This window comes from Streptomyces sp. NPDC054956 (genome assembly GCF_053609185.1).
Window position 1 is genome coordinate 27418 of the sequence record NZ_JBSGXB010000027.1, and the last position, 15576, is coordinate 42993.

A 15576-nucleotide genomic window follows, 5' to 3' on the forward strand; every position below is an offset into this window, starting at 1 on the left:
CCCGGCCCGGCCCGACCGGGCCCGCTCCGACCCCCGTCCGCCGTCGAACGGGCGTATGGGCGCCCCGATATGAGCCCGTCCGCCCCCGGCGAGCCCCAGGGCGCCCCGTCCGGGCCCTGACCGGGGCGCCCCGTCCGCAGCAGACTCGGCGGAATGGACGACGACGCTACGGACAACCACATACACACCGACCCGGAACCCGGGGACCACGCGGTGGTCCTCGGGGCGGGGATGGCCGGGCTGCTGGCCGCGCGGGTGCTCGCGCGGCGGTTCTCCCGGGTCACCGTGATCGAGCGGGACGAACTCGGTGACGCAGGACCCGAGTTCCGGCCCGGGATACCGCAGTCCCGGCACGCGCACATCCTGTGGTCGCGGGGCGTGGAGCTGATCGAGCTGATGCTGCCGGGGATCACCGGCAAGCTGCTGGAAGCCGGGGCGCACCTGCTGAACTCGCCCCGGGACTTCCTCTGGCTGAGCCCCGCCGACTGGTTCACCCCGATGACCGGGGTGGACGTCCTGCTCTCCAGCCGGGAACTGCTCGACTCCACGGTCCGCCGGGAGGTGCTGCGCAACGAACGCATCCGCATCCGCGGCGGTACGGCGGCCACCGGCCTCGTCGCCGGGGCGGACGGCCGCTCGGTGGCGGGCGTGGAGCTCCGCGGCGGCGGCCCGCTGGCCGCGCGCCTCGTCGTCGACGCCACCGGACGCACCTCCAAGGCCACCGCCTGGCTCGCCGCGCTCGGCTACCCGGCCCCCGCGGTGACCCGCTACGACTCCCATCTCGGCTACTCCAGCCGCTACTTCGAGATACCCGCCGACCCGGGACGGCGCTGGCAGGGCATGTACGTGCAGGGCCGCCCCGACCTGCCGCGCGGCGGCGTGCTGATGCCGCAGGACGGGGACCGCTGGCTGGTGACCCTGATCGGCAACGGCGAACACGCCCCGCCCGTCGAGGACGAGGCGTTCTTCGCGTTCGCCCGGAGCATGCGCAGCCCGGCCCTGTACGACGCGATCCGGGACGCGACCCCGCTGTCCAAGCCCACCGCCTTCCGGGGCACGGTGAACGAATGGCGCCACTACGAGCGCATCGAGCGCTGGCCGGCCGGGTTCGTGGTCCTCGGCGACGCCGCCTGCCGGTTCAACCCGGTGTACGGGCACGGGATGACGGTCGCCGCGCTCGCCGCGGAGGCGCTGGCCAAGGAGATCCGCACGCTGGGCCCGCGGGAGATCGCCGTTGCCGCCCGGAGGATCCAGCGCCGCACCACGGCTGCGGCCGCCGTGCCCTGGCAGATCGCCACCAGCGAGGACATGCGCTACGAGGTGACGGAGGGGCCGCCGCCGGACCGGGCCACGCGCATCCTGCAGCGCTACATGTCACGGGTGATGGTGGGCGCCAACACCGACCCGGCGATCGCGGGCCGGTTCTTCGGGGTGCTGTCGCTGACCGCCCCGCCCAGCGCCCTGCTCGATCCCGTCACGATGGTCCGGGTCCTGTCGAAGTGGCGGCTGCCGGCCACCCCGGCGACCACCGCCTACCCGGCCCACCACGGGCCGCCGAAGGGGTAGCCGGCCCCCGGCTTCAACGATCGGCGCCGACGGCGCGCTCGTAGAGCTCGCGGGTGCTGCCGTCGAAGCAGGAGCTGTAGGAGGTCTCGTCGTCGCCTCCGCCGTCCCGGCCGCCGATCACCCCGATCAGGGCCTTCCCGTCGGTCAGCACGGGCCCGCCGCTGGTGCCGTTGGGTACGTCCGGGCAGTCCAGCCGCACCTGCGCGGGCCCGGCGGGGACGGCCACGGTCAGGCAGGCCAGGGGGCGTTCGGCGGTGTTCGGGTAGCCCACCAGGCGCGCGGGCACCGGGAGTTCGGTGCCGAAGCGGAGGGTCCAGGCCGCGCCGGTGGTGTCCTCCAGACGCTCCCCGGGGTGGCCGGGGCGGCGTACGCGCACGAAGGCCACGTCGTGATCGGGATCGCGGTCGGTGCTCCAGCGGGGATCCACGTCGATCCGGGTCGGGACCCAGACCCCGTAGGGGAACGTGCCGTCGTGGTAGCCGGGGGCGAAGGCGAGGTTGGTGCGGAAGCCTTCCGCGTGGACGCAGTGGGCGGCGGTGACGATGAGGTCTCCGCCGGGGGAGTGGACCACGCCGGCCGAGCAGTGGTGTTCGGGGTCGCCGTCGAAGCCGGGGGAGAACAGCGCGCCGACGGCGGGATCGGCGCGGACGGTCGCGGCCGTCGGGGGGCCGGAGGGCGCGGCGCGCACGGAGAGCTCCGAGGGGGCGGCGGGCCCGGGGGAGCGGGTGGGCCCGGTGGTCCCGCCGGGCCGCGGGTCGCCGGCACCGCCCTCCTCGGGGCGGCCCCCGCCGGCACCGCCCTCCTCGGGATCGCCCCCGTCGCCGCCGCCCTCCAGCAGCGCCTGCGCCGCGCTGTCGGCGCTTCCGGCGTCCTGGACGTAGCTGCCCCGGCCGGGATCTCCCTCCGCGACGTACCCGGCCAGGCCGCGCAGCCCCCACACGTACCCGGCGCCGCCGAGGAGCAGGGCGCAGCAGAGTGCGGACAGGGCGAGGCCCCGTACGGCCCTCCCGCGAACCTTGGTGAACACGCCGCACTCCCGACCCGGTGATCTGCCCGACGCATGATCCGACCACAACGGACGGTCCCGGGGTTCCGGAAGCGGAGCGTGTCAGTCCTCACAGTCGGGTGGCCGGAGCCCGGCGGCCCTCCCGGTACCCTTATTGCGAATAGTTCGCAATAAGGGTGGGTGGCGGTGTGGCGGGGTCTCCGGTGGTGCTCGGGATCGAGTCTTCGTGCGACGAGACCGGAGCGGGCATCGTGCGGGACGGGCGGCTCCTCGCGCACGTCGTCGCCACCAGCATGGACGAGCACGCCCGCTTCGGCGGCGTCGTCCCGGAGATCGCGGCCCGCGCCCACCTGCAGTCCTTCAACCCCGTGGTCCGCCGGGCCCTCGACCAGGCGGGGCTGCGCGCCGACCAGCTCGACGCTATCGCCGTCACCACCGGCCCCGGCCTCTCCGGCGCCCTCCAGGTCGGCCTGGCCGGAGCCAAGACCCTCGCCTACGCGCTCGGCCTGCCGCTCTACGGGGTCCACCACCTGGCCGGCCACGTCGCCGCCGACACCCTGGAGCACGGACCGCTGCCGGACCCCTGCGTGGTGCTGATCGTCTCCGGCGGCCACACCTCGCTGCTGCTCGTGCGCGACCTCGTGCGCGAGCCGATCCTGCACCTAGGCGACACCCTCGACGACGCGGCCGGCGAGTGCTTCGACAAGGTCGCCCGCGTCCTCGGCCTGCCCTACCCCGGCGGCCCGGCCATCGACCGCGCCGCCCGGGGCGGCAACCCCAAGGCCGTCGCCTTCCCCCGTCCGCTGACCGGGGGGCCGCGCACGCAGGACCCGTACGCCTACTCCTTCTCCTTCTCGGGGCTCAAGACGGCCGCCGCCCGCTGGGCCGAGAGCCACCGGCTGCGCGGCGAGGAGCCGCCGGTCGCCGACGGCGCGGCCTCGCTCCAGGAGGCGGTGGCCGACGTGCTGACCCGCAAGGCGGTCGCGGCCTGCAAGGAGTACGGGGTCAAGACCCTGGTGGTGGTCGGCGGAGTGGCCGCCAACTCCCGGGTCCGCGAGCTCGCGGAGCGGCGCTGCGCCTCCGCCGGGATCGATCTGCGGGTGCCGCCGATGACGCTCTGCACCGACAACGGGGCGATGATCGCCGCCATCGGCGACCTGCTGGTGCGGGCGGGCGTGGAGCCCGCGCCGCACCAGCTGACCATCGACCCGTCGGCGCCCCTGGCGTACGCCTCGCTGAACCCGGTGGCCGGAGTGCAGCAGTAACAGCCGCTTCTCTGCTGCTACTTGGACGGGCTCAGCTGCACCGTCGTCACCGCACCGCCCGAGGCCTCCTTCACCACCGAGATCCGGGACCCGGTGTCCGGCACCTTGACCCCGAGCTGCGGCAGCCGCGCGTCCCAGTACGAGCCGTGGCGGTCGTCGAAGACCGGGACCCCCGGCCGCGCCGGGATCACCGTCGCAACTCCCGCCTTGTGCAGGACGATCCGGTCACTGCGGCCGAGCGAGAAGGTGGCGTCGAAGGTCTGCGCGCGGGCGTTCAGCAGGGTGCCGTCCGCGTACGTGAGCGGCTCCGGGCGGGAGTCGACGGGCAGCAGCATGCCCTCGCCCGGGTGCGCCTTGGTGGTGTTGTCGCTGTGCGCCGTGTTCCAGAGCCAGACCAGGACGCCCTGCTGGTACGGGAAGAACTCCACCTTGTCGCCCGTGAAGCCGAAGTTGTACGGCCCGGTCCTCAGCAGGCTGCCGTAGCCGGTGTAGCGCCGGTTCTCCACGAAGTACGCGCGCGGGTGCTGCTCGCTGCCGGTACGGCCCTCCGTGCGCGACCACTTGACCGCGGTCCAGCCGTTCGCGCCCTGCTCCGCCCCGTCGCGCAGCAGCTCGCGGCCGTCGCCCGCCGTGACGCGGATGTCGTCGAAGGTGACGCCCTTGCCGTGGGTGTTGCTGTCGGAGGTGACGCGCAGCCTCAACTGCACCGCCTGGCCCGCGTACCGGTCCAGCGGAACCGACAGGCTCGTCCAGCCGGCCGAGGTGCCGGTGATCCCCTTCGGCCCGACCGGCGCCGAGTCCACCGTGCCCGGCAGTGCCGTCCAGGCGGCTCCGCCGTCCGTGGAGGCCTCCACCGTCAGGTAGTCGAAGTCCTGCTCGATGTCGTACCAGACCCGGGCGTCGAGCCGGGCGGCCGAGCCGGCCGGCGTCCCCGTGAGGTCGACCGTGCGGGACAGGGTGTTGTCCATGAAGTCGCCGGTGCCGCTCCACCACTGGCTGGCGCCCTCGTACGGGTCGGTCAGCTCCGTCTTGGTCACCGACGGCGGCAGGTGCACCAACAGGGCCTGCGGATCCTCGGTGTTGTAGCCGGAGACGCCGAGCGTGGCGCGCGTGGTGCGGCCCGCGTCGGCCTCCGTGTACTGGAGCCAGCCCAGCTGCAGCTTGCTCCACGGGTCGAGGTCGCCCGGGAACTCGCCGGTGGAATTGCGGCCCTTGCCCAGGTAGGAGGCGGAGGACATCAGCGACCAGAAGTTGACGCTGTTGTCCCCGTCCGAGCTGTACAGGTCCGGCAGGCCCAGATCGTGCCCGAACTCGTGCGAGAAGAGCCCGGCTCCGCTGTTCTCGCCACCGGTCAGGTAGTCGCCGGCCCAGATGCCGGTGTCGCCGACCGGGGTGCCGCCCGCCTTGTTGCCCTCGGGACCCGCGCTGCCGGCCTGGTTCCAGTAGGCGAACCAGCGGTGCGCCCACACGGCGTCCTTGCCCTGCGCGCCGCCGCCCCAGGTCCCGTCCTTGCCCGCGTGGACGACGACGAGGTGGTCGAGGTAGCCGTCCGGCTCGTCGAAGTTCCCGTCGTGGTCCGCGTCGTAGCGGTCCCACACGTCGTACTCGGCGAGCTGCGCCTTGATCTGCTCGGGCGTACGGCCCTTCGCGCGCTCGGAGTCGTACCAGGCGGCCGTGGCGTCCCGGATCATGTCCCAGTTGGTCCGGCACTGGCCGGCCTCGGAGCAGTGGTCGGTGCCGTAACGGGCTTCGTTCCAGGGGAGCTTGACCCAGTCGCTCACCGTGCCGTCCATGTCGTAGCGACCGGAGGACTGGAGCCGGTAGTAGGCGCGCATGGAGGCCGACTGGGGGTCGGTGGAGAAGAACTGCTTCTGGTAGAAGGCCTTGTCGAAGTCCTTGCGCCACAGGGTGTGGTTGTCGTCCGCGGCCGGCTTGCCGATGGTGTTGTGCAGCGGTCCCGGGGTGCCGCCGAAGCGCGGCTTGCCCTCGAACTCGGTGGTGTTGTCCACCTTCTCGCCGAACTCGGCGAGGATCACGAAGACCTTGTCCTTGCGTTCCTGGGCCAGCTCCACGTACCGCTTGCCGACCTTCGCCCGGCGCGGGAGCGTGCCGTCGGCCTCCGCCCGCAGGCCGTCGGTGCGGCCGTCGGCGCGGCCGCCGCCCGCGGCGCCGGAACCGGCCGCGACGTCTTCGAGGGCCTGGCGGCGCAGGGCCTGGCGCTGGAGTTCCAGGGGTGCGAGCGGCGGCGCGGCGGCCTGCTCGGCCTGGGCCTGCCCGGCCGGGGGAGGGGGCGGGGGTGCGGTGGAGGCGAGTGCGGGGCCGGCGAGTGCCGGGGCGGCGAGGAGGGCGAGGGATATCGCCGCGCCCACCGCAGCGAGTCTGCGCAAGGTGGCTGGCCTTTCCGGGAGTTCGGATCGAAGCGGGAGTAATATTTCACATGTCACAGGTGATGGATAGGTGTTGTGCATCCGGTCGCATCCCGGCCACGAGATCCGTGAACTCGACGTTCCACGGGCCCCGTCCGCCGAGCGGCGCTATCGTGCCGAGCGGGGGAAGACTGCGCGAGGGGGCGGAGCCGCGATGCGATTTGTGTTTGTGCACGGCACGGGGGTGCGGCGCGAGCGGCACGACACCCTCTTCGCGCTGGTCCGGGACCGGCTGGCCGCCCGCTTCCCGGACGCGACCGTCGACTCCTGCTTCTGGGGCGAACGGTTCGGCGCCACCCTGGGCGCCGACGGCCGCTCCGTGCCCGGACTGCGCGCCCCCGACGCGGCACCCGGCCGGGAGGACGACGGCACCGCCGAATGGGCCCTGCTGATCGCCGACCCGCTGTGCGAGCTGCGGGTGCTGGCCGAGGCCGGCTGGGACACCGCCGACGGCGCGGGCGGCGACCCCTTCGCCATGCCCGGCGTCCGCTCCGCCGGAGCCGGGGTGCTGGAACTGCTGGCCGGCGTCCGCGGGGTGCCCGACGGCGGAGAACAGGCCGCGCTGCTCCTCGGCACCGGCCTCGCCGCCGGATTCCCCGAAGCCCTGGACTGCGTCGCGCACTCCGCCGAGGCCGCCCGCGCCGGCGCCCGCGCCACCGAGCAGCCGCACGCCCGCGAACTGGCCACCGCCCTGGCCCGCGCGGTGACCGCCGCCGCCCTCGCCTCGGCCGGCGCCGAGGCCGACTGCACCGGCGCCGAACGCGACCGCCTCGTCGAACTGCTCACCGCCCGGCTGGGCGGCGACGCCCGGGTTCCCGGCGCCCGCGCCGCCGCCGTCCTCGGCCGCCTCGCCCAGCGCGTCACCACCCAGCCGCTGCTCAACGCCTGGCGCGGCTCCCTCACCGTCGGCGCCACCCCCGCCCTCGGCGACATCCTGCGCTACCAGGCCCGGGGAGCCGGCCTGCGCGCCTTCCTGCGCGCGCGGATCACCGCCGAGCCGGGGCCGAGCGTGCTCATCGGCCACAGCCTCGGCGGCATCGCCCTGGTGGACCTGCTCGCGCTCGCGGCCGCCGCGGGTGAGCCCGTCCCCGGGGTCGAACTGCTCGTCACCGTGGGCTCGCAGGCACCCTTCCTCCACGAACTCGGGGCCCTTTCCGGGATCGCGCCCGGCTCGAAGCTCCCGTACGCCTTCCCGCGCTGGCTCAACGTCTACGACCGCCAGGACGTGCTCTCGTACCTCGCCGAGCCCGTCTTCCCGGGCGACCCGCGCGTCAGCGACCACGAGATCGGCAGCCGCCAGCCGTTCCCGGCCTGCCACAGCGCCTACTGGAAACAGGACTCCCTCTACGCACGCATCGAACAGGCGGTGGCCGAAGCGGAGATCGGGTGATTCCCCCCGGCTTCCTGCCCCCGACCCTGGGGCCGCGGCGCACCTTCGCGCTCGTCGCCGGGGTGGAGAGCTACGGCGTCAGCACACACTGGGACCTGCGCGGACCGGCCCGGGACGCCCTGCGGTTCGCCCGCTGGCTGACCGGGCCGGGAGGCGTGCCGCCGGAACACATAAGGCTGTTGCTCTCCCCGCTCGACGGCGTGGAATCGCTCGACTGGTCCGGCTCGCCGGAGCTGGAGGCCCTGCGGGGGACGTGCCGGGAGGCCACCGAGGTGAACGCCAGATCCGCGCTTCTGGACGAACTTCCCGAATGCGACGGCGACTTGCTGTGGATCTTCTGGGCCGGGCACGGTTACACCGACCCGCGGAGCGGTGAGCTGATGCTCCCCTGCGCCGACGCCACGCGCGGCCAGATCCGCCACCTCAACCTCGATTCCGCTCTGCGCTGGTGGAACACCGACCGCGTCACGCACCGCCGCTTCCCGCTCCAGGCGGCCCTGGTGGACGCCTGCCGGGTCGGCGCGCCGCGCGACTCCCGCTGGAACTTCGGCAGCGTCAACTACGGGGGCGGCGACATCGTCCCCGGCCGGCGGCAGTTCCGGCTGTACGCCTCCCGCGAGGGCGAGGCCGCGCAGAACGACGCCGAGCGCGGCGCGGGGCGGTTCACCGAGGCGCTCCTCGGCGAACTGGGCGGACGCTCCGTGGAAGAGGGCGTCACCGGACTCGCCGACACCGCCCGGTCCATCCACCGCGCCTTCGGCGAACTGCGCGAGCGCGGCGAGGGCTGGCAGCTTCCGCAGTTCCTCGTCGACCGGGACTGGGACGCCTGCTCCTTCCTCGACGAGGACCAGCCCGGGGTGGCGCTGCCGCGCGCGGCCCGCCTCGACCAGACCGCCTGGGACGACCTCGGCAAGCTCTTCGCGGGCCGCGACCTGCCCCGGTGCGCCTACGAGGCCTACCTGTGGGCGTTCCGGGTGACGGGCTGCGCGGCCCCGCTCGAAGGCGGACTGCCCGGCGACACCCTGCTGGCGGTGGCCTCGGACCTCGACGCACGCCACGGCGGGGCGGACGGGATGCCGCTCGCGGTGCCCTTCGTACGGTTCCTCGGCGAACGGGCCGGCGGCGTCGACGAGCGGTGGGCGGCCCGGCTGCACGACTGGGTGAGCACGACCCTGCGGAGGCTCGCCCTGCCCGTGCTCCCACCGCCGCCCGAGCCTCCGCGCAGAACGGCCCTGCACGTGCGGCTGGAGCCGCCGCCGGGCGGCGAGGACGGGTTCCTGGCCCGGATGTGGCTGCGGAGGGACGAGCCCGGGCGTGCCGGCGAGGAGGAGGGCGCGGAGTTCCGCCGGCGGGACGTGTCCGAGCACATCTGGGAGTCGGAGGGCGAGCCCGTCCGGCTGGACGCGATCCGCGAGGAGCTCGTACGCCAACTCCTGGGCGCCGGACGGGCCTCGGGCGGGCACGCCGAGGCCGGGACGGTGTCCGGAGCGGTGGAGCGGATCGAGTTCCACGTCCCGTACGAACTGCTGGACCTCGACTTCGACCAGTGGCCGGTCCCGCGCGGCCCCCGCGGGCGGACCAGGGCCCTCGGGCTCGTCTACCAGGTGGTGGTGCGCTGCCCGCAGGAACGCGAGGACACCGCCGCCGAGTGGCGGGGCAAATGGCGCTGGCTGTGGGCCCAGGGCGGCAAGCACGCCGACGCGGTCCGGGTGGTGGCCGACGCCGAGGCCGACGACGGGCTCGGCATGGAGCTGGGGGCGGGCCCGGCGCCCGCCTGCGTACTGGCGCACACGCGGGGCCGGATACGGACGGAGGCGGTGGTGGAAGCGGTGCTGGAGGGCGGAGTCCCGGTGGCGGTATGGCGCCGCCCCGGCGCGGCCTCCTCCACGGGGGTCCCGGTGCCGCCGGGGGCCCCGGACCTGCTCGCCCTGCTCGCGCCGGCCGGAGCCGACGGATGCCCCGACCCCGGCGCACTCGACGTGCTCGCGCTGCCCGCGCGCGTACGGGAGGTGCGCCGGGCGGCCTTCGCCGGGGCCGCGGGCGCCCCCGGAACCAGTCGTCAACAGGCCGTGGGGGCAGACCGGTTGGTCCTCCTGTGGGACGATCCCGACGACACCATCACCCTGCGATCCCTGGCCTGAACCCATCGACACCGGCACCGACACCCACAGCGACAGCGGCAGTGACAGCGGCAGTGACACCGAGAGGGAGGCACAGGCAGTGGCGAAGGACTGGTGGCTGTACCACGGGACCGGCGAGGCCGCCGAGCGCCGGGCCAGGCTGGAGGTCGGACCGCCACCGCCCTGGCGCGATTTCACCGGCGTCCCCGACCCGGGGTACACGCCCCCCGGCTCCGAGGGGTCGGCCTGGGAGCGCACCTGGCGGCGCGGCGAAGGCTACGCACCCGACGAGCCCGAGAAGGACGTGGTCAACACCGCCCTGCACCTGCGCAGGCCGCTCCTGATCACCGGCAAACCGGGTGTGGGCAAATCCACGCTCGCCTACAGCATCGCCGCCGACCTGGACCTGGGCCCCGTACTGCACTGGCCGATCACCAGCCGCACCGTCCTGCGCGACGGGCTGTACCTCTACGACGCGATCGGGCGGCTGCAGGAGGCCGGGCTGGAACAGCTGCGCACCCCCGGCGCGGCCCACGGGGCCGTGGGTGCCGCCGGGGTCGCGGGGGTCACCGCGGCCACCGGGGCCGCCGGAAGCACCCCGGCCCCGGCCCCTGCCGCCGCCGGCGGCCCGTCCATCGCCCGCTACCTGCGCCTGGGCCCCCTCGGCACGGCCCTCCTGCCCCAGGACCGCCCGCGGGTCCTGCTCGTGGACGAGATCGACAAGAGCGACATCGACCTCCCCGGGGACCTCCTCACCGTCTTCGAGGACGGCGGCTTCGTGATCCCCGAACTCGCGCGGCTCGCGAAGGAGGACCCGACCGTGGCCATCGGCACCGACGACGATCCGGACGCCGCCGTCCGGATCTCCGAAGGCCGCGTGCAGTGCCGGTACTTCCCCATCGTCGTCCTCACCAGCAACGGCGAACGCGATTTCCCGCCCGCGTTCCTGCGCCGCTGCGTCCGGCTCCACCTCGAACCGCCGAACATCGACAAGCTGGCCCGCATCGTGCGCGGCCGGCTCGGCGTGGACATCGAGAACAACAGCGAGTACCGCGAGCTCGTCCAGAGCTTCCTCGAACGGGCCGAGGACGGCGACCTGGCCACCGACCAGCTCCTCAACGCCATCCAACTCCGCCTGGCCGGAGCCTGGTCCGCCCCCGACGAACGCGAACGCTTCCTCGCCACCGTCATGCACCACCTCACCGGGCCCTCCGCGTGATCGAGAAGCTCCTCGCCGCCTTCGCCGAAGGCGCCGGGGAAGGCGGCCCCCGATCCGGAGTCGGCGCGGAGGAGATCGCCGACATCCTGTGGCTGGCCACCCGGGTCGACGCGGCGGACCGTCCGCCGCCCGCCGGGCCGCCGCCGACGGATCCGGCGCCCGAGCCGTTCGTCGTGGAACCACCTTCCGGTGGACCGGAGTTACGTCCGGGACGCCGGGCGGACGAGCAGACGGCCGCCCAGTTCTTCCCCCTGGCCGGACCCCGTCCCACCACCCCGCGGGGGCAGGACGGACAGGCCGCGGGCGCCGCCCGGGCGACCGGGGCCACCCGCCGCCGGGGCATCGCCCTGCGCCTGCCGCGCGCCCCCTCCCTCGACGATCCGCTCGCCCTGATGCGCGCCCTGCGCCCCGTGGGCCGACGCAACATCGGCGGCCCGGGCGAGGAGTTGGACGAACAGCTCACCGTGGAACGCAGCATCGAGCGGATGGTGCTCACCCCGGTCCTGCGCCCCGCGGAGAGCCGCTGGCTGGACGTGGCCCTCGTCGTGGACGCGCACCACTCGATGCTCCTCTGGTCCGACCTGGTGGAGGAGGTCCGCGGGGTCCTCACCCGCAGCGGAGTCTTCCGCGACGTGCGGACCTGGCGGCTCACGGGCACCGGACCCGGCGGCACGCCCATGGTCGCGCACGGGCCCGACACCCCGCCCCGCAACCCCCAGGAGCTCGCCGACCCGGCGGGCCGACGGCTGATCCTGGTCCTCTCCGACACGGTGGCCGGGGGCTGGCGCGAAGCCCCGCTGCGCGCAGTGCTCCGGCAGTGGACCGTGCACAACGCCGTGGCCGTGCTCAACGTCCTGCCCGAGCGGCTCTGGACCCGCGGCGCGGTCAGCCCCGTCCCCTTCGCGGTCCGGGCGGACCGGCCCGCGGCCGCCACCCGCTCCTGGCAGCGGGTCCCGATGGTGCGGCGGGCGCGCGGGGGCGGCGCGTTGGTCCCGGTGGTCGGCATCGCCTCCGGGAGCCTGGCCCGGCTGATACGCGTGGTGTCCGGGGACGGACGCTGGCGCCGGCTGGCCTGCCTGCGGCTGGACGCGGAACCCAAGGGCGAGGCGGCGTACGAGACCCCCGAGGCGGCGAAGGGCTTCCCGGGCCCCCTGGAGGTGATCGAGCGCTTCCGCGCGAACGCCTCCCCGACCGCGCAGAAGCTCGCCGCGCACCTGGCCGCCGTACCGCTGACGCTGCCCGTGATGACCCTCGTACGGCGCTCCCTGCTGCGGGACTCCGAGCACAGCCACCTCGCGGAGGTGGCCCTGGGCGGGCTGTTCGCCCCCTGGGGCGCGGAACAGGCCACGGAGCGGGCCAGGTTCGAGTTCCTGCCCGGCGTCCGGGAGGCCCTGCTCGGCTCCCAGCTGCGCGGGGACGTGGCCGAGGTGCAGGAACTGGTCCGGCGGCGGGTGTGGGAGTACATGGCCCAATACCCGGGCACGGGCCGGGACTTCCCCGGGGTCATGGTCACGGACGGCGAGACGGGCGGCCGCGAGGTTCCGCCGGAGGAGATCCCGTTCGCGACGGCGGCCCGGCCGAATGCGGGTCCGGCCGGCCGCGTGGTGCGAGTCCGCTTCGAGCGGTTCGACGAGCCCCAGTCGGTCGGTGTGCTGCTGTCCCCGCGTCTGGTCCTGGCGGTCGGGGACCGGCGGGACGTCGGCGCCACCGCCTGGGTCCGGGGGGACGGCGGCGAGGCCGCCTGCGTCGCGCTCTGGTGGGACAACGCCGCGCCCACGGTGTTCCTGCTGCTGGCCGACGAGGACCTGGTGGACCAGGGGAGCCTGCGCCCGCCGCAGTGGGCCGAAGGCGCCGGGGAGGGTGGCCGGCTGCGCGTCGACGGTTTCACCGACCAGGGCGAGCCGGCCTCGATGATCGGCGAGGCACCGCCCTACGAGGGGGAGCGGAACGGGGAGATCGTCCCGCTCGCTTCCGAACCGCAGGCCTGGACCCACCAGTTCGTCGGAGCCGCGGTCTCCCGCGGCGGGCGGCTGGCCGGGATCGTGCACACCGTCATGCCGGACCGGATGGTGTTCCTGTCGGGACGAGCTCTGCTCGAACAGCCGGGATTCCGCGAGGTGTTGATGGCGCACGTGCGCGAGGGGAGCGAGCTCTCCGGCCTCGTCCTCGCGGTACGGGCCGAGGTGGGCATGTGGCCGGTCGAGCGGTCCGTGCAGCAGGAGATGGTCGAGCTCCTCATGCAGGCGAAGGCGCAAGCCGGTGTGACCGGGTGGATCGCCCCCCAGCGGGACGGGATCGTGCTCGTCACGGCCGAGGATCCGGACGGGCTGGGGAAGGCGGGGAGGCTGCTGAACGAACTTCCCGGCGCCTTGTCGCGACTGCGCACGGGCTCCGACGGGGCGGAGGTCTCCCTGGCCGTGGCCATGGCCCGGGGCAGGTTCACGGCCGACGCGGGCGGGAGCGGGGCACGCGGTCCGGCGGTGGACGAGGCCGCGGGGCTGGTCCGCCGGCAGGCTGTCACCGGGCGGCTGAACCGGCTGACCAGCGGGGCGATCGTCCTGGCGATGGGGGACTCGCTGTGGGGCGTCGCGGGTCTCGACTCGATCCTCGTCCAGCGGATGGATCCCGACGTCGACCCGGACGTCGCTCCGGAGGGGCCGGCCGGCCGTGGGCGCGTGGTGGTCGGTCCGCCGTCGTGGTTCTGTCTGGAGACCCCCGCGGACATGGCCCGGGCCCTGATCGACGCCGGGCTGAGGATCGAGGACCAGGCTCCGGACTGGGCGCACTGCGGGTACGGGGCCACGGCCGCCGATCCGACGGGATGCATCGGCGTCCGGATCTGGCGCCGCGGCCGCTGCCTGGCCCACCTGGAACCCGCCGAACAGGAGGAGGCGCTGGCGGAGTTCGGGCCCGGAGTGGACATCGATCTGCGGGGCACCACCTTCGGCGGAGGCCTGCTCGAACGCGTACTGAGCCGGATGCGCAGCCGGTCGACGGGACATGTCCGCTTGGGCGTCGCGGCCTTCGACCGAGCGCGCTTCCTCGACCCCTGGAGCACGGCGGGAGCCGAGTTCGAGGACCGGGCCTCCTTCGACCGGGCCGTCTTCGACGAGCGGGCACGGTTCGAGACCTCCCGCTTCAGGGCGCAGGTCTCCTTCGGGCGTACGGTCTTCCGCCGCGGCGCCGCCTTCGAGGGGAGCACCTTCGACCGCGAGGCACGCTTCGGCAGGGCGGACTTCGGCGACGTCGCGATCTTCAGGGACGCCCTGTTCGCACGGGGTCTCGACATGGCCTGGGCGGAACTGTGGAAGGAGGCGCTCATGAGCGGGATGAGGGTGCGGGGGACGGCCGATTTCGCGGACGCGGTCTTCCACGGCGGGAGCGAGTGGGTCCGCACCGCCTTCCTCGGGCCGGCCCTCTTCAAGCGCACCGTGTGGAGGCGCCCCGCCGTGTTCGAGGGGGTCCGCTTCGAGGGCCCGAGCTTCTTCGACCGTGCCACCTTCGCGGACAGTGCCCGCTTCGCGAACGTGGTCTTCGCGGAACGGGCGACCTTCGACCGGACCGACTTCGCGGGCCGGGCCCATTTCGTGGAGGCCTCGTTCGCCGACCTGTCCGCGCTTCCCCCCGAATGGCCCGTTCCGCGGAACGAGACGGGTGCCCTCTCCTTCTCCCTGCGGCCCCCGCGGGGCGACTCACAAGGGTGAACCGACTCCAGCCCGGCCGGGCCTACCCGCCCCGCCGGAGCAGGAAGAACAGGCTCGGCCCGAAATCAAGGGCGGCCAGCGGCCCCTGGACGCGGCGTTCGACGGCGAGGAGGCGCTCCTCGCCCACGCTCCGCTTCAGCCGGCCGCTGCGCATGTTGGACACGGACAGCTTGTCCTCGACGCGCAGTCCGGCTTCGGTGAACTGCCGTACGACGGTGTCCGGATGGTGGTTCACGAAGGGGATGCCGCCCTCGGCCGCCTTCTCGGCGGAGCGGATGTCCACGGGCCGGCGCGGGACCCCGCGCAGCCGCTTCGCGTAGCGCAGCTTGTTCAGCATGTGCGCCGAGTTGGCGACCTCGATCAGCGCGCGGGCGCCGGGCTTCAGTACGCGGGCGATCTCGCGCAGCGTCGGGCCGGGGTCGGGCAGGTGGTGCATGACGCGGATCATGGAGACGAGGTCGACGGAAGCGTCGTCCAACGGGATGTGCCCGGGACGCATGTGGTGGGCCGTGACACCGGGGTGGTCGGCGAGGAGCCGCCCCGCGATGCCCACGTGCTTGGCGCTCGGGTCGAACATCATGACCTGATCCGCGTACTCCTTGAGGACCGGGCTCAACCGGCCGAATCCGCCGCCCACTTCGCAGATCAGCCCATACCGGCTGCCGTCGTGGCGTGCGATGAGCCGCCTGACCGCGGCTATCTCCGCGGCGTGTTCGTAGTCCCGCCCGTTCCAGTAGGCGACGTAGTCCTCCGACTCGTCGTCGTACTGGTCGCCCCGCGTTTCGCCGCCGTCCATGTGCTTCCCCCCGGTGTGCGCCTCGGGCGCATCATCCCGGCGGCCCGGGGAGGAGGGAACGGCTCCGAAGCGTGGTGCGTGCAC

General features: G+C 74.2%; 9 protein-coding genes. 6 read left to right on the forward strand and 3 right to left on the reverse strand.

Going from position 1 to position 15576, the window contains the following annotated elements:
* Positions 1–153 precede the first annotated feature (153 nt).
* On the forward strand, positions 154–1566 hold the full coding sequence (locus tag ACWGDE_RS08060) for an FAD-dependent oxidoreductase (RefSeq protein ID WP_453388152.1): 1413 nt from the start codon (positions 154–156) through the stop codon (positions 1564–1566).
* Positions 1567–1579: 13 nt separating this feature from the next.
* Here ACWGDE_RS08060 and ACWGDE_RS08065 read toward each other — a convergent pair whose 3' ends face one another.
* Positions 1580–2593, reverse strand: a complete 1014-nt coding sequence (locus ACWGDE_RS08065; RefSeq protein WP_453388153.1) for a trypsin-like serine peptidase — start codon at positions 2591–2593, stop codon at positions 1580–1582.
* A gap of 182 nt (positions 2594–2775) precedes the next feature.
* Here ACWGDE_RS08065 and tsaD point away from each other — a divergent pair, with 182 nt between their 5' ends.
* Positions 2776–3837, forward strand: a complete 1062-nt coding sequence (gene tsaD, locus ACWGDE_RS08070; protein ID WP_453388161.1) for a tRNA (adenosine(37)-N6)-threonylcarbamoyltransferase complex transferase subunit TsaD — start codon at positions 2776–2778, stop codon at positions 3835–3837.
* Between the two features lie 17 nt (positions 3838–3854).
* Here the strand turns inward: tsaD and ACWGDE_RS08075 are convergent, their stop codons facing one another.
* Complete coding sequence (locus tag ACWGDE_RS08075) at positions 3855–6224, reverse strand: immune inhibitor A domain-containing protein (protein WP_453388154.1); 2370 nt, start codon at positions 6222–6224, stop codon at positions 3855–3857.
* Between the two features lie 193 nt (positions 6225–6417).
* Here ACWGDE_RS08075 and ACWGDE_RS08080 point away from each other — a divergent pair, with 193 nt between their 5' ends.
* From ACWGDE_RS08080 to ACWGDE_RS08095, 4 genes are all read left to right on the forward strand, one after another.
* Positions 6418–7653, forward strand: a complete 1236-nt coding sequence (locus tag ACWGDE_RS08080) for a hypothetical protein (RefSeq protein WP_453388155.1) — start codon at positions 6418–6420, stop codon at positions 7651–7653.
* The gene (locus tag ACWGDE_RS08085) at positions 7650–9794 is read left to right on the forward strand and encodes a VMAP-C domain-containing protein (protein ID WP_453388156.1); all 2145 of its coding nucleotides are present in this window, start codon (positions 7650–7652) and stop codon (positions 9792–9794) included. The genes ACWGDE_RS08080 and ACWGDE_RS08085 overlap by 4 nt, the downstream gene beginning before the upstream one ends.
* Positions 9795–9873: 79 nt before the next feature.
* A complete protein-coding gene (locus ACWGDE_RS08090; RefSeq protein WP_453388157.1) occupies positions 9874–10992 on the forward strand; it encodes an AAA family ATPase in 1119 nt (372 codons plus the stop codon).
* Complete coding sequence (locus tag ACWGDE_RS08095; protein ID WP_453388158.1) at positions 10989–14696, forward strand: SAV_2336 N-terminal domain-related protein; 3708 nt, start codon at positions 10989–10991, stop codon at positions 14694–14696. The genes ACWGDE_RS08090 and ACWGDE_RS08095 overlap by 4 nt, the downstream gene beginning before the upstream one ends.
* A 22-nt stretch (positions 14697–14718) precedes the next feature.
* On the opposite strand, the gene ACWGDE_RS08100 is transcribed toward ACWGDE_RS08095, so the two are convergent.
* The coding region (locus ACWGDE_RS08100) for a class I SAM-dependent methyltransferase (protein ID WP_453388159.1) at positions 14719–15576 on the reverse strand (858 nt) is incomplete at its 5' end.